This window comes from Pseudomonas sp. WT-JTC, from assembly GCF_056711565.1.
The window spans coordinates 845,735-868,447 of record NZ_CM160042.1; the positions used below are offsets into that span (position 1 = coordinate 845,735).

Below are 22,713 nucleotides of genomic sequence, written 5' to 3' on the forward strand. Positions count from 1 at the left end.
CAAAGCGTGGATCCAGCCGGACGAGATCCGGCTGCATGTCAGTAGACGTCGCGCCGATATCGGTTTTGTTCGATCAGCTTTTCTACCTGTGCTGCTCCGAGGACTTCCTTGAGCACCTGATCCACTCCGCTTGCCATGCCCTGCAAGCTGCCGCAAATAAAAATCACCGCACCCTCGGCCAGCCACTTTTTCAACTCTTCAGCGGACTCTCGCAGCCGATCCTGCACGTAAACCTTCTCTGCCTGGTCGCGGGAAAACGCCAGGTCGAGGCGCTCCAGATCACCATTGATCAGCCACTCCTCCAGCTCCGTTCTGCACAGGTAGTCGTGCTCGCGATTGCGCTCGCCAAACAGCAGCCAGTGACGTTGCTGACCCTCGGCAATCCGCGCCTTGAGCAGGCTGCGCAACCCGGCCAGCCCAGTGCCATTACCCAGCAGGATCATCGGCACCGGTCGGGCCGGCAGATGGAAACCACTGTTGCGTCGCACGCGCAGGCTGATGGAACTGCCCACGGGTGCGTGTTCGGTCAACCAGCCGGAGCCGACGCCGAGGTTGCCATCGGCATGCACTTCCTGGCGCACGATCAGTTCGAGCATGCCATCGGCCGGGATCGACGCAATGGAGTACTCGCGCATGGCCAGCGGCACCAGGGCCTCTGCCAGCGCCTGCGCGTGCAGGCCGACCAGATGGGCGCGGTTCTCCGGCAATTGGCGGCTGGCCAGGGCCTGTTCGAGGGTTTCCTCCAGGCCGTTGAGCTGCACCTTGGTCTCACCGTGAATCCCCAGACCATCGAGGAAATGCTCGATGACCCACGGGCAATTGCGCGGCAGCACTTCCACCAGATCACCGGCCAGCCAACTGCTGGTGCTTGGCGCGCTGAGGCCCAGCAAGTACACAGGGGATCCGCTGCTGTCCGGGTTCAGCAGTTCACGACGGGCCAGGGTCCAGTTGTCGTAGCTGGGTGCTTGCCAGGCGTCGACGGGCGCGTGGCCGGTCAGCAGCCCCAGTTGCTGTTGCCAGTGGCGCAAGGCGTAAGGATCGCCGCCGTCGACTTCCACCGGGGCGAACAAGGTCTTGCCGCCGTGTTCGCCGAGCCAGGTGTGCAGGCGCTTGGCGAATCCGCAGAAGTGTTGATACTGCCGGTCGCCGAGGCCGAGGACCGCGTAGTTCAGGCGTTCCAGGCTCGGCGTGCGACCCAGTACCTTGCGTTCGAAGCCCCTGGCGCTGTCCGGCGCTTCACCGTCACCGAAGGTACTGACGACGAACAGAGCGTTGTTCGAGCCCTGCAAGTCCTGCTCGCTGACGTCCGCCAGCGGCTGCACCTTCACGGGTAAGCCTGCGGCCTGCAATTGCCCGGCGGTCTGCCAGGCCAGTTGCTCGGCAAACCCGCTCTGGCTGGCGAAACCGATCAGCCAGGCAGATGCATCGTTGCCCGGTTGTACAAGGCCTTGGCGAGCATCCTTGATCTGGCGTTTCTTGCGGCGACGATCCAGGTACAGCAACCAGCCGGTGACGAAGAACAGCGGCATGGTCAGCGCGGTGAGAGTCAGGATGATGCGCCCGACGATGCCGAAGTAACTGCCGACGTGCAGCGCATAAATGCTGGTCAGCAGTTGCGCCTTGAGACTCTTGTCGCTGTAGCGGTCAACCCGTTTGACCACGCCGCTGGCCGGATCGAGGGTGATCTGGTTCAGCGCACGGTCGTGGGGCGAGGTTTTCAACAGGAAGTAAACGGTCGCTGGTTGGCCGGCCACTGGCGGCATGCGTACGTTATAGGAACTGAGTTGCGGGCCGGCCGCGCTGTAGATGCTGCTCCACATGGCCGCGTAATCGGCTGTCGGCGCCGGACCTGCCGGCGCCGGGCCACGTCCGCCACGCACGCGCTCGTTCTGCGGTGCATCGGAGAGCAACCGGGTCAGGCCCTTGTTGTACCACTCGTAGGACCAGGACAGCCCGGTCAGCGCCGCCAGGAGGTAAAACACCAGGCACCAGGTACCGGCCACCGAATGCAGGTCCCAGTTGAAGCTGCGGCCCTTTTTCTTCCAGTCCAGGGTCAGCCAGGCGCGCCAGCTTTTCCACTGGCGAGGCCAGCGCAGGTACAGGCCGGACAGGCAGAAGAACACCAGGATCAGCGTGCATGCACCGGTGATCTGCCGACCCGTGTCGCCCATGGCGAGGAAACGGTGCAGTTGCAGCATCAGGCCGAAGAAGTCCTGACCGGTGGCGTCGCCCAGGAACTCTCCCGTGTACGGATCGAAGTAGCGCATCTCGCCACGGCGTTCACCCGGTGGCGGGGTGAACCACACTTTGGCGGCGTTGCCGCTGTCGGTTTCCACGGTGAGCATCGAGACTTTTTTGCCCGACGCGGTTTCGATTCGCTCCACCAGTTCGGCAGGCGGCAGCACACCGGCGAGCTGTTTTTCGACCTGCAACACGGACGGGTTGAGTGCGTTCAGGATTTCATCCTGGAACGACACAGTCGCCCCGGTGATGCCCATCAGGGCCAGGACGAGCCCGGCGCTGATGCCGAAAAACCAGTGCAACTGGAACAGGGTTTTCTTCAACACGTCGCTCGCCTTGTTCGTTCAAATTGATTCATCACGGCGCGCATTATGCCGTGGGGTTGTCGAGAAGCATTCTTTTTTACGCACAAAGGCCCCGTTCATGTGAATGAACGAGGCCGGGCCCAATGCCAACAATGTAGGAGCGAGCTCGCTCGCGATGGTCGTCAACGATGACGCGGTAAACCTGATTCACCGCGCCGTTCTCGAGTTTCTCGCGAGCAAGCTCGCTCCTACAGAAGGTTGTTGGTCACGTTTCCATCAGAAGTGGAAGTTGGTGCTCAGCAATGCGGTACGACCGGCCGCCTGGTTGGCGAAGTGAGTCGAGAACGCCTTGTCGTAGTAGGTTTCGTCGGTCAGGTTCTGCACGTTCAGTTGCAGGTCGACGTTCTTGCTCAGCTTGTAGGCCGCCATCGCGTCGTAACGAACGTAGGAATCAACCATGGTGGTGTTGGCGACGTTGCCGAACACGTCATCGACATAGAACGCACCGCCACCGATGGTCAGCTTCGGCGTGACCTGATAGGTCGTCCACAGGCTGGCGCTGTTTTTCGGCGTGTTAGGCAGTTGGTTGCCGTTGTTGATCTTGTTTGCCGGCAGGTCGCCACCATCGATTTGCTCGCTGTCCATGTAGGCGTAACCGGCGAACACTTGCCATTTGTCGGTGAGTTTGCCGCTGGCCGACAGTTCGATACCTTGAACGCGGGTTTTACCGACGTTTTCAAAGGTGGTGGTGTTGGTTTGCACACGAGCGTTTTCTTTCTCGGTGCGGAAGATGTCGGCGGTCAGGGACAAACGATCGTTCAGCAGATCCCACTTGGTACCGATTTCGTAGTTCTTGGTGGTTTCCGGCTCCATGTCGCTTTTGAGCAGGTTGCCGTTGCGATCCGGCGTGCCACCCAACGGGTTGCCTTCCGAACCTTCGCCCAAGGTGTTGCCCGGCGGAGTGGCAGACGTCGCGTAGGAGGCATAGATGCTGCCGTTTTCCGCTGGTTTGTACACCACGCCGAACTGACCGGTGACGAATTCGCTGGTGTCATCGCCCTTGGACGTGGTCACGCTGGAACCGTTGAAGGTTTTGTATTCGGTATCGAAATGGTCGTAACGCAGGCCCATGTTCACCAGCCACTGCTCGGACAACTCCAGGGTGTCGAACACATACAGCGCATAGGTGTTGGCCTTGGTGTCGGTACCGGCATAGTTGCGCGAGATGGCGCCGCTCCACGGATCATTCGGATTCGGGTTGGACAGCGAGGTGCAGTTATAGCCGCTTGGCGCGCCGATCAGTGCCGGCGAGCAGTTGGTGGTCACCGCTGCCGTTCCCGGAGTAGTGTCCGTGTTGACGTTGTACGAGGACTTTTCGCCTTCCTCGTGGGTGTATTCGACACCGGTGGAGAAGCTGTTCTTGAACCCGGCGATGTAGACATCACCAAACAGGTCGGTCTGGTTGGTGGTGGTCTCGGTATTGCTCACGCGGGTGTTCGCGCGGCGCCAGACGCTGCCGTTGTTGACGTTGCCTTTACTGTCGTCCGGCTGGGTCAGGATGTAATCCTGCATGCTGGTACCGTGACGCAGGGTGTTCTTGATGGTCAGCGAGTCGCTCAGGTCGTGCTCGATGGCGAAGGTCGCCGTGTCGGTGCGGGTCTTGCGGAAGTCGCGGTTGTCCAGGCCATAGAAGTTGCTGCTGTCGCCGCCGTCATTCGGCTTGTCGGGATTGGCCTTGGTACGGGCAGCCGAGCCTGCGGCCGGGATGCTGTACGGAATACCCGAGTCCGGCAGGTCGTTGCTTTCGAGATGGTAGTAGTCGAGGTTGACGCGGGTGTCGGTGCCGAGGCCGAAGGCCAGGGACGGTGCAACACCCCAACGGTCGTAGTTGACACTGTCACGCCCGGCGACGTTGCTCTCGTGGCTCAACAGGTTCAGACGGCCAGCGGCGGTGTCGGTGAACTGGTAGTTGCCGTCGAAGGTGTAGCGCTGGGTCTGGTCGGAGCCCCAGGTGAAGCCACCGTCGAGAGAGTTGCCCAGGTGTGCTTTCTTGCTGACCAGGTTGATGCTGCCGCCAGCAGCGCCACGGCCGCCGATCGCGGAGTTCGGGCCTTTGCTGACTTCGATCGATTCAACGGCGAAGATCTCGCGGCTCTGGGAACCGGTATCGCGCACGCCGTCCAGGTAGGTGTCGCCCTGGGCGTCGAAGCCGCGGATGAACGGGCGGTCGCCCTGCGGGTTGCCACCTTCACCGGCGCCGAAGGTGATGCCTGGAACGGTGCGCAGCGCATCCTGCAAGTTGAGCGAGCCGGTGTCTTTCAAGACTTGTTGCGGAACTACGGTCACCGAGCGCGGTGTGTCGATCAGCGGTGCGGTGTACTTTGGCGAGGAGGCTTTCTCGACGTTGTAGGTCGTCTCGTCATGGGCTTGGCCGGTGATGGCGGTGGCGCCCAGCGAAATCACATTGTCCGGTGTTTTTTCGGCGCTTTTTTCCGCCGCGAAAACCATGTGGCCCGCGGAGCCGGCGGTAATCGCCATGCCGATGGCCGATGCGAGCAAACGTGGTGAACTGACCGGTACTTGTGGTTGTTGACGTGACATCTGGATTCCCCTCCCCAAGGATTTGAGGTCGCGGAATATAGGGTAAACAAGTATTCGTAACAATTGCGAAACATTACTATTCGCACTGAATTTACATTCTTTACAATTTAACCTTACGGTTTTTGCTGACTCATTCGTCAGATGTGTTTTACAAGGGCAATAAGAATCAATACCATTGGCGCCCCTTTGTTTTCAGGTGCCTTTGCCATGCTGCTGCACATTCCCGGCCTGTTCGAAAAAGACGAGGTGCAGCGCATCCGCGAAGCTCTGGAACAAGCCGATTGGGCTGATGGCAAGATCACTGCCGGCTACCAGTCGGCCAAGGCCAAGCACAACTTGCAGCTGCCCGAAGGGCATCCGCTGGCCAAGGAGATCGGCGCAGCGATGCTGGAGCGGCTGTGGAAAAACCCGCTGTTCATGTCGGCTGCACTGCCGCACAAAGTCTTTCCTCCGTTGGTGAACTGTTACACCGCCGGTGGCAGTTTCGACTTCCATATCGACAACGCGGTGCGTCAGCCCAAAGGCAGCATTGAGCGGGTGCGCACGGATTTGTCCGCCACGCTGTTCTTCAGCGAGCCCGAGGATTACGACGGCGGCGAGCTGGAAATCCAGGACACCTTCGGCACCCAGCGAGTGAAGCTGCCTGCCGGCGACATGGTGCTGTACCCCGGCACCAGCCTGCACAAGGTCAACGCGGTGACACGCGGAACGCGACTCGCCTCGTTTTTCTGGACCCAAAGCCTGGTGCGCGAAGACAGCCAGCGCGCCCTGTTGTTCGAGATGGACGGGGCCATCCAGCAACTGACCCGCGACATGCCGGATCATCCGTCGCTGATCCGCCTGACCGGCACTTATCACAACCTGTTGCGTCGCTGGGTCGAGGTATAAGTGGCGGACTTTCGTTTACGCCGCGAGGAAGTGCTCGATGGTGAGCGCCTGCGCGCGATGCTCGACGAAAGCCCGGCCCGTGCGGCACAGGCCATCCTGATCGCCGCACGTGAAGGAGAGGTCGAGGCCCAGGCCTTGCTCGGGCAGATCCTGCTGGACGGGCAGGGGATCGCGCAGGACCGGTCGCTGGCGCTGCGCTGGTTCGGCATCGCAGCGCACCAGGGGCACCTCATGGCGCGCAACATGCTCGGCCGTTGTCATGAGCATGGTTGGGGCTGTGCTGCCGATGCATCGCTAGCGGCCAGGCATTACCGAATTGCCGCCACTGCAGGGCTGGATTGGGCGATGTACAACTACGCCAATCTGCTGGCGACCGGGCGCGGGGTGGTTGAGGATCAGCTTCAGGCACTGAGTCTCTATCGCCGTGCGGCTGAGTTGGGCCATGCAAAATCGATGAATCTGCTGGGGCGGTACCTGGAAGAAGGGCGGGTCTGTCCCGCGGATCCGGCGGCGGCTCGTAACTGGTATCGACGTTCGGCCGAGAGCGGGGATTTTCGCGGGCAGTTCAGCTTTGCAGCGGTCTTGACCGACGAGGGGAATATCGAGGATGCGTTGGTCTGGTTGCGCAAGGCGTTGGCCGGTGGCAACCTGAATTTTCTGCGAGTGGCTTATAAGGCATTGTCAGCCGCCAATGATCCACAGATTCAGGCGATGGCTGTGGATTACAAACAACGTACCAAACAGCTCGAAACCTTGTAGGAGCGAGCTTGCTCGCGATGGTCGTTAACGATGACGCGTTCATACAGGATGTGCGCGTTATCCTCAGGTTCATCGCGAGCAATCGAGCGTCGACCGGCTGCTCCTACAGGGTGGGGTTACACGTAGAACGACTTCAGCGGCGGGAAGCCATTGAACTCGACAGCGCTGTAGCTGGTGGTATACGCACCGGTCGACAGCCAGTACAGGCGATCACCGATGGCCAGGTTCAATGGCAGGCCGTACTTGTAGTTTTCGTACATGATGTCGGCGCTGTCGCAGGTCGGGCCGGCGATGACCACTTCTTCCATCTCGCCCTTTTTCTCGGTCCAGATCGGGAACTTGATGGCTTCGTCCATGGTTTCGATCAGGCCGGAGAACTTGCCCACATCCGTGTACACCCAGCGCTCTACCGCGGTACGGGATTTACGCGCGACCAGTACTACTTCGCTGACCAGGATGCCAGCGTTTGCGATCAACGAACGGCCAGGTTCCAGGATGATTTCCGGCAAGTCATCACCGAAGTCTTCTTTCAGGAAGCGGATGATTTCCTCGGCGTAGGTTTCCAGGCTGTTGGTGCGGGTGATGTAGTTGGCCGGGAAGCCGCCGCCCATGTTGATCAGCTTCAGGTGAATGCCGTCTTCTTCCTTCAGGCGTTCGAAGATCACTTTGACCTTGGCGATGGCCGCGTCCCAGACGCTGATGTCGCGCTGCTGCGAGCCGACGTGGAACGAAATGCCATAAGGCACCAGGCCCAGGTCGCGGGCGAGGATCAGCAGGTCCATGGCCATGTCGGTCTGGCAGCCGAATTTGCGCGACAGTGGCCAGTCGGCAGTGGTCGAGCCTTCGGTCAGGATGCGTACGTAGACTTTTGAACCCGGTGCCGCCTTGGCGATGTTGCGCAGGTCGGCTTCGGAGTCGGTGGCGAACAGACGCACGCCCTTCTCGTAGAAGTAGCGAATGTCCTTGGATTTCTTGATGGTGTTGCCGTAGCTGATGTGGTCGGCGCTGACGCCACGGCTCAGCACTTTGTCCAACTCGTAGATCGAGGCGATGTCGAAGCTCGAGCCTTTCTCTTTGAGCAGGTCGATGATCTCGACAGCCGGGTTGGCCTTGACCGCGTAGTAGACCTTGGCGAATTCGAAACCGGCGCGCAGGTCGTCATAGGCCTGGGCAATCATCGCGGTGTCGATCACCACGAACGGGGTTTCCTGCTTGTCGGCGAACGCCTTCATTTTCTGAAAGGTTTCGCGCGCGAAATAGTCTTCGACCTGGATCGACATACTTGGGAGCTCCTATGGGCAAACTCGAAAAAACAATGGGTGCAAATGAACGTCCTCCGTATCCCCACTTTGGTTCGCCTACTTCCCAAGGCATGTCGCCGAAAGCAAAAAGGCCATGGGTCGCAGCCCTTGGCCTTGCTGTCTCGTCGTCAGTACTTGAGCCGGATGGATCGTTTCCAGCATGGACGTTCGGCGCGAACTTTAGGGCGTGAGGGGCCTGAGATCAACTAAAAATGTCGCGTTTTTGCACTCTTCTGACGTGCGTTACGGACATCACTCTTTGTAGCCGACCGAGATGACGGGCAGATGTTCCCCGATAATTTTCAAGTGTTAAAAATACCTGCACGTTCGACGCTTTTGTGTGCCAAGTTCTGGAAAAGTACGATGGCGTCAATATAGGCGACGTTGGCGTCCAGAAGAGAGGCTGGTAGGGATTTTGGCTATAAGACGGGGCGTTGCTGTAGAGCTTTTTCAAGACTCACTGTTGATATTTTTTTCCGGTGTGTGAATCGCCGAAAAATCACACGAAACCTGTGGGAGTGAGCTTGCTCGCGATGACAATTTCACGGCCAACATCGTCGTCGACCGACATTTAGCTATCGCGAGCAGGCTCGCACACAGGTTTTGCACCTTAACCAATCGGAATCAGCTTCCAATCGATCAGGCCAGCGCCTCGGCCGGCGAGACGATATTGGTCTTCATTCCTCGCGAGCGCCCCGAAATCAAGTGATGCAGTTTCTCGCAAGGAGCGTATTCGCTGATTTACGGCTGCTGCGCTCCCGAACAGGAACAAGGTCGATCAGGGTGACACTGTTCGACCGACGAATTACGGGATCGGTCGCCGATCAATAGACGTTAAGCCTAAGGCTTACGCTCTTGCGGATGGCTGGGTACTGCTGTGTGGTAACGGTAAATTGAATAATGGTGTTGAGTTGCACATTGTTTAACGTGAAGGTCCCGTTCATATCCCCTGGACCTCGATTGATAGTGGCGCCAGCTGTAGTTGTCGTCCACACGGAGGTAACGCCTGTAATTTCCCTGCCGTTTGTATCGACGAGTTTTGCCGCGACCACCAATTTGAAGTTACCCCCTTTTTTGACAAGTTGCGGGTCTGCCAGACCTCCTATGATGATTTGTGTGGGTGGGCCAGCCATTACCTTCGGCGCCAGGGAGTCGGCCTCTGGTGTTGGTGTGGCAGGTGATGTCGAATTGTTAATGTTCATGGGTGACCTCTATAACCTGGTAAGTTTATTTTTGAGAGCGTGTAGATTTGCTCCCGATTCAGTAGAGCTTTTTCCAGGCAATAGCGGACCTATCACTTTTGACAGTCTTAAATGCTCAATTTGTTAATGGCTGCAAATTTACATAGCGCCAGCGCTTGACCCTATCCCCGTTTTTCCTCTTGGGGTGGTGATGGATCAAGCGCAATGGATTATGGAAGATGATCTGTTAAGTGAGTGCCACTTCAGCCGGTGAAACAATACTGGTCTTGGCTCCGCGGGAGCGGCCGGAACTCAAGTAAGCCGCTATCGACTCCTGCGTCACCTCGCCCAAAAATACCCGCTCGGCATCCATCACCGGCAACCACGCACGATTGAACTCGTACATGCGCGACAACAGGATGCGCAAATGCTCGTCGTAGGCCGCCGTGGCGTTGAGCTCGCGCAAGTGCCGGTCTGACGATGCAGGTCGCGGCGGCTTACGTAACCCAGGGCGTTGTTTTGGTTCTTCACGGATTACCGGGATAACGACGTTCGCGAGAAGCAGCTCATGCCGAGCTCGCTCTACTGTAGGAGCGAGCTTGCTCCGGGCGGCGTTCCGACGAAAAACGTCCAGACAACGCTTGCATTCAGATACCCAGCGTTATCGTTGACGTCCATCGCGAGCGAGCTCGCTCCTACAGGCGAATCCGTACGACTTATCGAGCCATGAGCACAGCCGCGTCAGGCTGAATTGCAGGTGTTTCAGGCCCCCGACGAGTGGTCGTTACGGGGAGTGGACGTCTCTGTGCTTTAAAAAGGTTCCCATCCGGGGCAGCATTTGGCCACCCTTAATGTGCTCAACGGTTCGGTTCTTCGATCAACTTGGGCTATAATCTGCGCCCTTTTTTGAATCACCTGCCAGGCGATTTCCCATGACCAACCAGGCCGCCGAAGTCGCGAAACGCCGCACTTTCGCCATTATTTCCCACCCCGATGCCGGTAAAACCACGATCACCGAAAAGCTCCTGCTGATGGGCAAGGCGATTGCGGTGGCAGGCACGGTGAAATCCCGTAAATCCGACCGCCATGCGACATCCGACTGGATGGAGATGGAGAAACAGCGGGGTATTTCCATTACCACGTCGGTCATGCAGTTCCCGTATCGCGAACACATGATCAACCTGCTCGACACCCCGGGCCACGAAGACTTCTCCGAAGACACCTACCGCACCCTGACCGCGGTGGACTCGGCCTTGATGGTGCTCGACGGCGGTAAAGGCGTCGAGCCTCGTACCATCGCGCTGATGGACGTCTGCCGTCTGCGTGACACGCCGATCGTCAGCTTCATCAACAAACTCGACCGTGATATCCGCGACCCGATCGAACTGCTCGACGAAATCGAAGCCGTCCTCAAGATCAAGGCTGCGCCGATCACCTGGCCGATCGGTTGCTACCGCGACTTCAAGGGCGTGTACCACCTGGCTGACGACTACATCATCGTCTACACCGCCGGTCACGGTCACGAACGCACCGAAACCAAAATCATCGAGAAACTCGACTCCGACGAGGCGCGCGCGCACCTGGGTGACGAGTACGAGCGTTTCCTCGAACAGCTGGAACTGGTTCAAGGCGCTTGCCACGAATTCAACCAGCAGGAGTTCCTCGACGGTCAACTGACTCCGGTGTTCTTCGGTACGGCACTGGGCAACTTCGGTGTCGACCACGTTCTTGACGCTGTCGTCGATTGGGCGCCGCGCCCGCTGGCGCGTGTCGCCAACGAACGCACCGTGGAGCCGGTGGAAGAGAAGTTCTCGGGCTTCATCTTCAAGATCCAGGCGAACATGGACCCGAAACACCGCGACCGTATCGCCTTCATGCGCATTTGCTCCGGCAAGTACGAAAAAGGCATGAAGATGCGCCACGTGCGCACTGGCAAGGACGTGCGCATCGGCGACGCGTTGACCTTCTTCTCCTCCGAGCGTGAGCAACTTGAAGAAGCCTTCGCTGGCGACATCATCGGCCTGCACAACCACGGCACCATCCAGATCGGCGACACCTTCAGCGAAGGCGAAGTCCTGGGCTTCACCGGCATCCCGCACTTCGCCCCGGAACTGTTCCGTCGCGTACGCCTGCGTGATCCGCTGAAATCCAAGCAACTGCGCCAGGGCCTGCAGCAATTGGCCGAAGAAGGCGCGACCCAGGTGTTCTTCCCTGAGCGCAGCAACGACATCATCCTCGGCGCCGTCGGTGTGCTGCAGTTCGATGTGGTCGCCAGCCGCCTGAAAGAGGAATACAAGGTCGAGTGCTCCTACGAGCCGATCACCGTTTATTCCGCGCGCTGGATCGAATGCAGCGACAAGAAGAAGCTTGAGGAATTCTCCAACAAGGCTGTGGAAAACCTGGCATTGGACGGCGGCGGTCACCTGACCTACCTCGCGCCGACGCGGGTCAACCTGGCGTTGATGGAAGAGCGCTGGCCGGACGTGAAATTCCGCGCGACCCGTGAGCATCACTAAGCGCTGAATGGCGACACCGCAAAGCCCACTGTGAAAGCAGTGGGTTTTTTTTGTGGGTTGAAAGGGTGGTCAAGGTGATTGCGTAGGTCTTTTCCTGCGCGCTTGTAGCTTGCCTCTGCTTTTGACCCATGGGGAGTTTGGCCCGCGACAAGCCTGTCGTTGGCGTTTAGTGTCCAAAGAACATTTCGCAAACAGTGGCCTTTTGATGATCAAGGGAATAACACGTCGGCTGATCTATCTGCTGCGGCTGGATGGCTATTTCTGCGTGATGGCCTGGGTGCTCGCGGCGCTGTTGTTCATCAATCGGCTAAGTAGCATGGTCAAGCTGTTCATGGCGCTGTACCTGCGTCAGGAGCTGGGGCTGGCGATTGAAACCGTCGGCTGGCTGCTGTCGGCCTACGGTGCCGGTCTGCTGGTCGGTTCGATGCTCGGCGGGTTGCTCAGCGATCATGTGCCCACGGCGCGGCTGACCGCGGCGCTGTTCTTCGTTTCGATGTGGGTGCTGATCTTGCTGGGAGTGGTCACGCAGGTGCCGCTGCTGGCCGGGTTGCTCTTGCTCAGCGGGGCAGTCGATGGGGCGATCCGCACGCTGCATCAACGGCTGATCATGGAGTATTGCGACGTTGCGCAGCGTTCCCGGGCACAGGCCTTGAGCCGGGTGGCTCGCAACCTCGGGATGGCCGCTGCCGGGGTGACGGGCGGCGTTTTGGCGCAGACCGATTTCCGTTGGGTTTTCTTCGGCAGCGCGGCGATGACGTTGCTGGCCTTGCTGTGGTTTGTCCATACGACGTGGCGTCGACCGGTGCCGATCCCTGACGAGAAACCCGATACCGCCTCAAGCTCAAGCCAGCCCTATCGCGACAAACCATTCCTCTGGTTGCTGGCGGCGACGGTTCTGCTCGGTATGGCGTTCGACACGGTTTACAGCACGCTGGGCAACTATCTGCGTGATTACTACCGCTTGAGCACCGAGGCGATCGGCTGGCAGTTCGGGCTCAATGCGCTGCTGGTGGTGTCGTTGCAGATTCCGTTGTCGCACTGGGGCGAACGCTGGGGGATGCGTCGGCAACTGGTGGCCGGCAGTCTGTTGCTGGCCTGCGGGCTCGGTATGTTGCCATTGGGGGCTGGGCTGTTTTATGCCTGCCTGTCGACGGTGATCTGGACGCTGGGCGAGGCGCTGTTCATGCCGCCACTGAATATGTTGGTCATGCAGCACGCGCAAAGCGGAAAAAGCGGGCAGTACTTTGGCCTTTTCTTTATGAGCTGGAGCGCGAGCGCACTGTTGTCGCCGGTGCTTGGCGGTCAGCTATATGGCCACTTTGGCGGGCACAGTGTGTGGCTGCTTGGTGCGACGCTGGCGCTGATGTCCATACCGCTGATTTATCAGGCTACCCGTTCGCAAGAGCCGGACGCGCTTTCCGGGCAAACGCGCAAAGCAGATTCGCTTAGTTGATCCGGTAATTGGGCTTATTCGAAACCAGTCTTTCCATCCACGGCATTTCCGGCCGCTCATTGGTGTCCTGTCTGGTGAACCCGGCTGATCGGAACTAGATTTCACAGAGCGCAAGCCAGGCACTTGGGGTCACCTGATAGAGGATGGAATCGATCATGAAGAACAGGTTGCTACGCGTTTTACTGCTGTTGAAAGTGATGGTGATGCTGTCCCTTGGCACCGCAACGGCCTGGGCCGAATGTGAGAATCACGATACTCAGGCATTCAGCGGGCAGGTGGGACATAGCGGATTGATGCTCGCCAAGTCCGAGTCCGAGCCGGGCGATCAGGGGCAGGGTGGGGCTGACAATGGCGATGACTCGACCACTGACGAGCCGGACTCCGATGATGAAGAAGAAGGCGACAGCCAGACTTGATTGCTGAATGGCAGGCAAAAGAAAACCCCTTCTACCTCGACTGATGCGCAATCGAAGTGGAAGGGGTTGGGTTAATTCGTGAATCCCGGCAGTAGCGAGCAAGCTCGCTCCTGCCGTTTTTTATGCCGCGCCGTCGAGGAACTGCTCGGCGTAGTGGCAAGCTACCTGGCGCCTGTCGAGCAGGCGCAGGGCCGGCTCTTCAGTGCTGCAACGCTCGGTGGCGTACGGGCAGCGCTTGTGGAAGGCGCAGCCGGACGGCGGGTTCAGCGGGTTGGGCAACTCGCCGACGATCTTGATTTTCGGCTTGTTCGGGTCCGGGTGAATCGTCGGCGTGGCCGACAGCAGTGCCTGGGTGTAAGGGTGCAGGGGACGTTCGTAGATGTCGTTCTTCGGACCCATTTCGACCGGGCGCCCGAGGTACATCACCATCACGTCATCGGCAACGTGCTGCACCACCGCCAGGTTGTGGGAAATGAACACGTAGGCGGTGTTGAACTCTTGCTGCAGATCCATGAACAGGTTGAGCACCTGTGCCTGAATCGACACGTCCAGTGCCGATGTCGGCTCGTCCGCCACCAGCACTTTCGGTTGCAGCATCATTGCGCGGGCCAGGGCGATGCGCTGGCGCTGACCACCGGAGAACATGTGCGGATAGCGCTGGTAGTGCTCGGGACGCAAGCCCACCTGCTTCATCATCGCCTGGACTTTCTCACGGCGTTCCGCGGCACTCAGGTTGGTGTTGATCAATAATGGCTCTGCAAGCTGATCACCGACTTTCTGCCGTGGGTTCAACGAGGCGTAAGGGCTCTGGAACACCATCTGCACGTCTTTGCGCAGTTGTTTGCGCTGGGCCTTGTCGGCACCGGCGACTTCCTGCCCGGCAATTTTCAAGGAGCCGGAGGACGGCTCTTCGATCAGGGTCAGGGCACGGGCCAGGGTGGATTTGCCGCAGCCCGACTCGCCTACGACGGCGAGGGTCTTGCCGGCTTCCAGTTCGAACGATACGCCGTTGAGGGCGCGAACGGTGGCGTGACCCTTGAACAGGCCTCGGGACACCTCGTAGTGACGGGTCAGGTCGCGGGCGGTAAGAACGACGGCCATTACGCCACCTCCTGGTTCAGCGGGTAGAAGCAGCGAGCGAGGCTGTTGCTTTTCTGGTCAAGGGCCGGACGTTGTTGACGGCAGTTGTCTTTCACGTACGGGCAGCGTGGCGACAGCAGGCAACCCTGCGGACGGTCGTAGCGACCGGGAACGATGCCTGGCAGGGTCGACAGGCGCGAGGCACCCAGGCTGTGTTCCGGAATCGCCTTGAGCAGCGCTTCGCTGTACGGGTGTGCCGGAATGTCGAACAGTTGCGGCACCTGACCGACCTCGACCGCCTGGCCGGCGTACATCACGCATACGCGCTGGGCGGTTTCGGCCACGACGGCGAGGTCGTGGGTGATCAGTACCAGGCCCATGTTCTGCTCTTTCTGCAACGCCAGCAGCAGATCCATGATCTGCGCCTGAATCGTCACGTCGAGGGCAGTGGTCGGTTCGTCGGCGATCAGCAGTTTCGGCTCGCCGGCAATCGCCATGGCAATCGCGACACGCTGGCTCATACCACCGGACAGTTGATGCGGGTAGGCGTCCATACGGCTGGCGGCACCCGGGATTTCAACTTTTTCCAGCAGTTCGATGGCGCGCTTGCGGGCAGCCTTGCCGGACATTTTCAGGTGCAGGCGCAGTACTTCTTCGATCTGGAAACCGACGGTGTAGCTCGGGTTCAGCGCGGTCATCGGATCCTGGAAGACCATGGACAGGTCTTTACCGACGATCTGCCGACGCTGGCGATTGTTGAGCTTGAGCATGTCCTTGCCGTCAAAGATCAGCGAGTCGGCGGTGACGATGCCTGGATGCTCGATCAGCCCCATCAGCGCCATCATGGTCACGGATTTGCCGGAACCGGACTCGCCAACGATGGCCAGCACTTCGCCCTTGTCCACTTTCAGGTCGAGGCCATCGACGACTGGCGTGGCGTTTTTGTCGCCGAAGCGAACGTTGAGATTCTTGATTTCTAACAGTGACATGGGAATCTCCTCAGGCGGCGTTCTTGAGTTTCGGGTCCAGCGCATCGCGCAGGCCGTCACCCATCAAGTTGATTGCCAGCACGCTGAGCAAAATGGTCAAACCAGGCAGGCTCACCACCCACCAGGCGCGTTCGATGTAGTCGCGGGCCGAAGCCAGCATGGTGCCCCACTCAGGGGTTGGCGGTTGTACGCCAAGGCCGAGGAAGCCCAGTGCGGCGGCATCGAGGATCGCCGAAGAGAAGCTCAGGGTGGCCTGGACGATCAGCGGCGCCATGCAGTTCGGCAGCACGGTGACGAACATCAGGCGTGGCAGGCCGGCACCGGCCAGGCGCGCGGCGGTCACGTAGTCGCGGTTCAGCTCACCCATTACCGCAGCACGGGTCAGGCGAACGTAGGACGGCAGGGACACCACGGCGATGGCGATCACGGTGTTGATCAGGCCTGGGCCGAGGATGGCGACGATCGCCACGGCCAGCAGCAGGGACGGCAGGGCCAGCATGATGTCCATCAGACGCATGATGGTCGGGCCGACCACGCGCGGGAAGAACCCGGCGAACAGACCCAGCAGGATCCCCGGGATCAGCGACATGACAACCGACGACAAGCCGATCATCAAGGACAGGCGCGAGCCAGTGATCAGGCGCGACAGCAGGTCGCGACCCAGTTCGTCGGTGCCGAGCAGGAACTGGATCTGCCCACCTTCCAGCCAGGCTGGCGGGGTCAGCAGGAAGTCACGGTATTGCTCGCTCGGGTTGTGGGGTGCAACCCACGGCGCGAAAATGGCGCAGAAAATCACCAGCAGCATGAACATCAGGCCGGCGACGGCACCTTTGTTCTTGGAGAATGCTTGCCAGAATTCTTTGTATGGCGATGGGTACAGCAGGCTTTGATCGACTGCTACCGATGGAATTGGAGTGGTCATGGTCATGATCTCAGCGCTGATGACGGATGCGTGGGTTGGCAAAGCCGTAGAGGATGTCCACTACGAAGTTGACCAGAATCACCAGGCAGGCGATTAACAGGATGCCGTTTTGCACGACGGGATAGTCTCTGGCGCCAATGGCTTCGATCAGCCATTTGCCGATGCCGGGCCACGAGAAGATGGTTTCGGTCAGGACCGCACCGGCCAGCAGGGTGCCGACTTGCAGGCCGACCACTGTCAGTACCGGAATCAGCGCGTTACGCAGACCGTGTACGAACACCACGCGCGACGGCGACAGGCCCTTGGCCTTGGCGGTGCGAATGTAGTCTTCACGCAGCACTTCGAGCATCGAAGAACGGGTCATCCGCGCGATCACCGCCAGCGGGATGGTGCCGAGCACGATGGCCGGCAGGATCAGGTGGTGCAGGGCATCGAGGAACGCGCTGACGTCATCGGCCAGCAGCGTATCGATCAGCATGAAGCCTGTGCGTGGCTCGATGTCGTAAAGCAGGTCGATCCGCCCGGACACCGGGGTCCAGCCCAGACTCACCGAGAAGAACATGATCAGGATCAGGCCCCACCAGAAGATCGGCATCGAGTATCCCGCCAGGGAGACCCCCATTACCCCATGGTCGAACAGGGACCCTCGCTTGAGTGCCGCGATCACCCCGGCCAGAAGGCCCAGGATGCCGGCGAACAACATGGCGGCCGTGGCCAGTTCCAGGGTCGCGGGAAATAGAGAGCTGAACTCGCTCCAGACGCTTTCACGGGTTCGCAGGGATTCACCGAGGTCGCCGTGGGCCAGTTTGCCGATGTAATCCAGGTACTGGGCATACAGGGGTTTGTTCAGACCTAGGCGTTCCATTGCCTGAGCGTGCATTTCCGGGTCGACTCTGCGTTCGCCCATCATGACTTCCACGGGGTCGCCTGGGATCATGCGAATCAACGCGAATGTCAGCAAGGTGATGCCGAAAAACGTGGGGATCAGTAACCCCAGTCGGCGGGCAATAAAACTAAACATCGTAAGGTGTACCTCATCAGCCGGTTAGGCGTGCCCGGCATGCCTGGGTCAGGCATGCCGGGAGTTTTCTTATCTACTTCACCTGGGTGGTGGCGAAGTTATTCGTGGTGAGTGGGCTAATGTGGTAGCCCTCTACGTTGTTGCGCATTGCAGTAAACATTCTAGTGTGCGCCAGGCTGATCCATGGCTGGTCCTGGTTGAAAATAACCTGGGCCTGTTCGTACAGTGCTGCACGTTCGGCCGGATCGGTTTTTTCCCGGGCCTTGTCGATCAGCGCCTGGAACTTGTCATTGCACCAGCGTGCATAGTTTTCGCCGTTCCTGGCCGCTTCACAACTGAGCATAGGCGTCAGGAAGTTATCCGGATCGCCGTTATCGCCCGCCCATCCGGCGGAAACCATGTCGTGCTCGCCGTTTTTCGCGCGTTTGAGCATTTCGCCCCATTCCATCACGCGAATGTCGATCTTGATCCCGATCTTGGCCAGGTCGGCCTGCATCATCTGCGCGCCGAGCATCGGGTTCGGGTTGGTGGCGCCACCGCCGTTACGGGTGAACAGGGTGAATACCGTGCCTTCCGGTACGCCGGCTTCCTTGAGCAGGGCGCGGGCCTTGTCCAGGTCGCGGGGCGGGTTCTTCAGGTCGTGGTTGTAGCCCAGCAGAGTGTCCGGGAACGGGTTGACCGCCGCGGTCGCATTGCCTTTGCCGAACAGCGCGTTGACGGCCGCTTCCTTGTCGAAGGCGATGTCGATGGCTTTACGCACACGCACGTCGCTCAGGTATTTGTGCGTGGTGTTGATGGCGATGTACGCAACGGTCATCGCGTTCAGCTCGTCGACTTTGAGCTTGGTGTCTTTCCTGATGCTCGGGATGTCGTCCGGTTTCGGGTACAGCGCGACCTGACATTCGTTGGCCTTGAGCTTCTGCAGGCGCACGTTGTTGTCGGTGGCGATGGCGAAGATCAATGAGTCAGCCGGTGCCTTGCCACGGAAGTAGTCCGGGTTGGCCTTGAAACGAACCTGGGCATCCTTGTTGTAGCGCTGGAAGACGAACGGACCGGTGCCGACCGGCTTGTTGTTCAGATCGCCGGTCTTGCCGGCCTTGAGCAACTGGTCGGCGTATTCGGCGGAGTAGATCGAAGAAAACGCCATGGCGATGTCGGCCAGGAACGGCGCTTCGCGACGGGTCAGGGTGAACTTGACCGTGTTGTCGTCGACTTTCTCGACGTTTTTCAGCAGTTCCTTGAAGCCCATGCTCTCAAAGTACGGGAAGCCTACGCTCGACAGCTTGTGCCATGGGTGGTTTGGGTCCAGCTGACGCTGGAAGCTCCAGACTACGTCGTCGGCATTCATGTCGCGGGTCGGCTTGAAGTATTCGGTGGTGTGGAACTTGACGCCTTTACGCAGGTGGAACGTGTACGTCAGACCGTCCTCGCTGATGTCCCAGGATTCGGCCAGTGCCGGAATCACATCAGTGGTGCCGGGCTTGAAGTCCGCCAGACGATTGAAGATGGTTTCGGCCACCGCATCGGCTGTGACTGCAGTCGTGTACTGGACCATGTCGAAGCCTTCGGGGCTGTTTTCGGTGCAAACCACCAGGGGTTTGGCCGAAACGCCGACTGCGACACTGAGCAAAGCAGCCGCGATGGCCGCACGTAGGGGAAGCATTTTCATCAAGAACCCTCTGCAATCAGTTAAAGGACAAAGCCGAACGGCCGATTCATCGCTGAACCAGCCGTTCGGCAGCGGTATTACAGGATGTTGAACGGAACCGTGGTCACGAGACGGAACTCGTTGATGCTGCCGTCAGCCTGGTTTTCGCTGGCACGGTGAGCGGTGTAGGTACCGCGGATCGTGGTGGCCTTGAGCGGGCCGCTCTGCACGGCGTAGGTCGCGCCGATACCGTATTCATAATGGGTTTCGCCATCCTGGGCCTGGATGCCGTCGTAACCCTTGCCTGCCACGCCGCCGTTGCCGGTGTAGTGAGTACCGTCGATACCCCAGCCGCGAGCCTGGTAGATGTTGAACTTCAGGCCCGGTACGCCGTATTCGGCCATGTTCAGACCGTAGGCAACCTGGAACGATTTTTCGTTCGGGCCGTTGAAGTCCGACAGCAGGGAGTTGGCCAGGTAGATGCCGTTGGTTTCGTGCAGGTAGTCGAAGTACTCGTTACCGTTCACTTCCTGGTACGAGAAGGTCAGGCTGTGAGCCTGGTGGGTCAGGCCGAACGACAGGGAATAGGTGTCGTTGTCGATGTCGCCGATCAGCGCCTTACCGGTTTCCTTGGTTTTGTAGTAGTTCAGGCCGGTGGTCAGGCTCAGTACCTGGCTATCGCCCAGTACGTGAGAGGCGCCGAAGTAGTACTGGTTCCAGATGTCTTCAGCCTGGGTCGCCCAGAGGCTGGTGGTCAGGCTGGCGAGCGGGTTGTAGGTGATACCGCCGGTGTAGACGTGGTCGGTTTCGACGATGCCGTTGGCGTATTCGGTGCGGAACTTGCGCTGGCTTTCTTCGGTACGCGGTGAGTTGCGGTCGAAGGTGGCCAGGTCGAAGGTCAGGTTGTTCAGCTCTTCGCTGTGGATGGCCAGACCTTCGAAGCTCGAAGGCAGTGCACGGTTGCCGATCACGTCGACCATCGGGCTGCTGAAGTTCATGCGGCCGGCGGTCAGGGTGGTGTTGGAGATACGCGCCTTGACGTTGGCCAGGCCCAGTTTGCTCCACTGGCCTTGAGCGTCGCCGCCTTCCTTGGTCAGGGTACGGTTGTTGCCCGCGCCTGGACGAGTGCCCGGTGCGCCACCGTTGTTGGATGCCAGGTCCTTGCGGTCGCGATCCAGGGCGATAGCGTTATAGGCCGCCACTTCAGTGCTGAAGCCGACAGTGCCTTCGGTGAAGCCCGAGTTGTACTTGAGGATGGTGCCCTGGACCCAGTTGATCCGGCGATCGGTCGGAGTCGAAACGCCGTCCTTCTTGTAGGCGAATTTGGCGCCGCGTTGCAGTTGCTCGTTGGCGTACCAGTTACGCGTGGTGCCGGTGATCGACTGGCCTTCGACAAAGCCGGTGGCTTCGCTCTGGGCGCTTTTCTCGTTCACGGTAACCGGGGTGAAAGCCTGGCTTTGGGTTTCTGCGTAAGCCGTGGCGGTTACGCTGCTGATGGCCAGGGCCAATAACGCGGTGCTGCTCAGTTTCATGGGTAAAGCTCCTTACTTTCTTTTTTTATACCGGTCTTTTTTTGTGATCCGGCTATTGGTTTAGAACTCATTCACGGCATCGCAAACGTTTGCTGTCGGCCAATTTGGCGAAAGACGGCAAAGCGTCTGCGTGGGGGCGGAAAAATCCGCCCCCTGGCATTTCTGGCTAATCGGTTATTTTTCTATGCTGACACCCGAGAACACATTGCGGCCGAACGGGCTCACCTTGAACCCTTCGATTTTGGCGCTCAGCGGCTGGTTGACCGTTGAGTGGGCGACTGGCGTGATCGGCACTTGCTGTTTAAGCAACTGCTGCGCCTGTTTGTAGAGCAGGGTGCGCTGGTCCCGGTCGGTGACGACCTTGGCCTGCTTGATCAGCTTGTCGTAAGCCGGATCACACCACATCGAGTAGTTGTTGCCGCCAATGGCATCGCAGCTGTAGAGCGTGCCCAGCCAGTTGTCCGGATCACCATTGTCACCGGTCCAGCCAATCAGGCTGATGTCGTGCTCGCCATTCTTGGTGCGCTTGATGTACTCGCCCCACTCATAGCTGACGATATTGACCTTGAGGCCGATCTTCGCCCAGTCAGCCTGGAGCATCTCGGCCATCAACTTGGCGTTGGGGTTGTACGGACGCTGGACCGGCATGGCCCAGAGGGTGATTTCAGTGCCTTCCTTGACGCCGGCAGCCTTGAGCAATTCCCTGGCTTTTTCCGGGTTGTAGGCGGCGTCCTTGATCGTGTCGTCGTAGGACCATTGGGTCGGCGGCATGGCGTTGACCGCCAGTTGCCCCGCGCCCTGGTAAACGGCATTGAGAATGCCTTGCTTGTTCACCGCCATGTCCAGCGCCTGACGCACTTCGAGCTGGTCGAAAGGTTTGTGGCGCACGTTGTAGGCGATGTAGCCGAGGTTGAAACCAGGCTTCTCGATCAGTTGCAGGGCCGGGTCGTTCTTCAGCGCGGTCACATCGGCAGGGCGCGGGTGCAGGGTGATCTGGCATTCGCCGGCCTTGAGTTTCTGCACGCGCACCGAGGCGTCGGTGTTGATGGCGAAAATCAGGTTGTCGAGCTTGACCCGGCTCGGGTCCCAGTAATGCTTGTTGCCGGTGTAACGGATGTTCGAGTCTTTCTGGTAGCTCTTGAACACGAACGGCCCGGTGCCGACCGGCTTCTGGTTGATGTCGCTCGGTTTGCCTTGCGCCAGCAGCTTGTCAGCGTATTCGGCCGAAAGGATGGCGGCGAAGCTCATGGCGATGTTCTGGATGAACGCGGCGTCCACGCTGTTGAGCGTCATGACCACGGTCAGCGGCCCGGTCTTTTCGACCTTGGCGATGTTCTTGTTCAGGCTCATGCCGTTGAAGTACGGAAACTCTGTCGGATAAGCCTTACGGAAAGGCTGTTGCGGGTCGAGCATGCGATTGAACGTGAACAGCACGTCATCGGCATTGAAATCACGGGTTGGCGTGAAGTATTTGGTGGTATGAAACTTCACCCCTTCGCGCAGGTGGAAGGTGTACTTGAGGCCATCCTCGGAAATATCCCAGCTCGTGGCCAGGCCCGGTACGACGTTGGTCGCGCCTTTCTCAAACTCTGCCAATCGGTTGTACAGCGGCTCGGCGGCATCGTTGTCGGTCGCAGTGGTGTACTGCGCCGTATCGAAACCGGCGGGGCTGCCTTCAGAGCAGAACACCAGGCTGTTGTTGGCGGCCTGGCTGATGGAAGTGGCGGCCAACAGGCCGGTGCCCAGCAATGCGGATAAAACCAAGGTATGGCGCATAACGCTCCCTTATCTCTCAAAGTGTTATCAATGAGCTGCCGTCCCGTGCGCAGACGTAGAGGCATCACTGATTTCAAGCCATGC

16 protein-coding genes and 1 pseudogene are annotated in these 22,713 nt (G+C 59.4%); 5 read left to right on the forward strand and 12 right to left on the reverse strand.

Annotated features, from left to right (window positions below; genetic code table 11):
- Window positions 1-38: 38 nt before the first annotated feature.
- Window positions 39-2,567 carry a PepSY domain-containing protein gene (locus AC06G5_RS03705; RefSeq protein WP_480458995.1) on the reverse strand — a complete coding sequence of 843 codons (2,529 nt, stop codon included), beginning with the start codon at window positions 2,565-2,567 and terminating at the stop codon, window positions 39-41.
- A 255-nt stretch (window positions 2,568-2,822) separates the two neighbouring features.
- Window positions 2,823-5,147, reverse strand: a complete 2,325-nt coding sequence (locus AC06G5_RS03710) for a TonB-dependent receptor (RefSeq protein WP_413426923.1) — start codon at window positions 5,145-5,147, stop codon at window positions 2,823-2,825.
- A gap of 207 nt (window positions 5,148-5,354) precedes the next feature.
- On the opposite strand from AC06G5_RS03710, the gene AC06G5_RS03715 reads away from it, so the two are divergent.
- Together AC06G5_RS03715 and AC06G5_RS03720 are read left to right on the forward strand one after the other, a co-directional pair.
- Window positions 5,355-6,035, forward strand: coding sequence for a Fe2+-dependent dioxygenase (locus AC06G5_RS03715; RefSeq protein WP_413426921.1), 681 nt, complete (start codon window positions 5,355-5,357; stop codon window positions 6,033-6,035).
- Window positions 6,036-6,092: 57 nt separating this feature from the next.
- Window positions 6,093-6,794, forward strand: a complete 702-nt coding sequence (locus AC06G5_RS03720) for a tetratricopeptide repeat protein (RefSeq protein WP_413426933.1) — start codon at window positions 6,093-6,095, stop codon at window positions 6,792-6,794.
- Between the two features lie 116 nt (window positions 6,795-6,910).
- On the opposite strand, the gene AC06G5_RS03725 is transcribed toward AC06G5_RS03720, so the two are convergent.
- The 3 genes and pseudogenes from AC06G5_RS03725 to AC06G5_RS03735 all read right to left on the reverse strand — a co-directional run.
- Window positions 6,911-8,074 (reverse strand): type III PLP-dependent enzyme, encoded by a 1,164-nt coding sequence (locus AC06G5_RS03725; protein WP_007973066.1) that lies wholly within the window; start codon window positions 8,072-8,074, stop codon window positions 6,911-6,913.
- An 845-nt stretch (window positions 8,075-8,919) separates the two neighbouring features.
- Window positions 8,920-9,297, reverse strand: a complete 378-nt coding sequence (locus AC06G5_RS03730; protein ID WP_413426919.1) for a hypothetical protein — start codon at window positions 9,295-9,297, stop codon at window positions 8,920-8,922.
- Window positions 9,298-9,523: 226 nt separating this feature from the next.
- Window positions 9,524-9,798 (reverse strand): annotated as a pseudogene (locus tag AC06G5_RS03735) (CBS domain-containing protein); the annotation flags it as partial.
- Window positions 9,799-10,208: 410 nt separating this feature from the next.
- On the opposite strand from AC06G5_RS03735, the gene AC06G5_RS03740 reads away from it, so the two are divergent.
- From AC06G5_RS03740 to AC06G5_RS03750, 3 genes are all read left to right on the forward strand, one after another.
- Entirely contained in the window at window positions 10,209-11,792 is a 1,584-nt protein-coding gene (locus AC06G5_RS03740; protein WP_008018754.1) for a peptide chain release factor 3, read from the forward strand.
- Window positions 11,793-11,997: 205 nt separating this feature from the next.
- Entirely contained in the window at window positions 11,998-13,245 is a 1,248-nt protein-coding gene (locus tag AC06G5_RS03745; RefSeq protein WP_480458996.1) for an MFS transporter, read from the forward strand.
- Between the two features lie 155 nt (window positions 13,246-13,400).
- Window positions 13,401-13,661 (forward strand): hypothetical protein, encoded by a 261-nt coding sequence (locus AC06G5_RS03750; RefSeq protein WP_413426915.1) that lies wholly within the window; start codon window positions 13,401-13,403, stop codon window positions 13,659-13,661.
- A gap of 120 nt (window positions 13,662-13,781) precedes the next feature.
- Here the strand turns inward: AC06G5_RS03750 and AC06G5_RS03755 are convergent, their stop codons facing one another.
- From AC06G5_RS03755 to AC06G5_RS03785, 7 genes are all read right to left on the reverse strand, one after another.
- A complete protein-coding gene (locus tag AC06G5_RS03755) occupies window positions 13,782-14,762 on the reverse strand; it encodes a peptide ABC transporter ATP-binding protein (RefSeq protein ID WP_008018751.1) in 981 nt (326 codons plus the stop codon).
- Entirely contained in the window at window positions 14,762-15,730 is a 969-nt protein-coding gene (locus tag AC06G5_RS03760) for an ABC transporter ATP-binding protein (protein ID WP_413426913.1), read from the reverse strand. Before AC06G5_RS03760 ends, AC06G5_RS03755 begins: the two co-directional genes overlap by 1 nt.
- Before the next feature lie 10 nt (window positions 15,731-15,740).
- Window positions 15,741-16,652: an ABC transporter permease subunit gene (locus tag AC06G5_RS03765; protein WP_008018749.1), complete on the reverse strand. Its 912-nt coding sequence runs from the start codon at window positions 16,650-16,652 to the stop codon at window positions 15,741-15,743.
- Window positions 16,653-16,662: 10 nt separating this feature from the next.
- Complete coding sequence (locus tag AC06G5_RS03770; RefSeq protein ID WP_413426910.1) at window positions 16,663-17,673, reverse strand: ABC transporter permease subunit; 1,011 nt, start codon at window positions 17,671-17,673, stop codon at window positions 16,663-16,665.
- Window positions 17,674-17,746: 73 nt separating this feature from the next.
- Window positions 17,747-19,342 (reverse strand): ABC transporter substrate-binding protein, encoded by a 1,596-nt coding sequence (locus tag AC06G5_RS03775; protein WP_480458997.1) that lies wholly within the window; start codon window positions 19,340-19,342, stop codon window positions 17,747-17,749.
- Window positions 19,343-19,419: 77 nt separating this feature from the next.
- Window positions 19,420-20,853, reverse strand: a complete 1,434-nt coding sequence (locus AC06G5_RS03780) for an OprD family porin (RefSeq protein ID WP_413426906.1) — start codon at window positions 20,851-20,853, stop codon at window positions 19,420-19,422.
- 174 nt (window positions 20,854-21,027) lie between these two features.
- Entirely contained in the window at window positions 21,028-22,629 is a 1,602-nt protein-coding gene (locus AC06G5_RS03785; RefSeq protein ID WP_413426904.1) for an ABC transporter substrate-binding protein, read from the reverse strand.
- Between the last annotated feature and the right edge of the window lie 84 nt (window positions 22,630-22,713).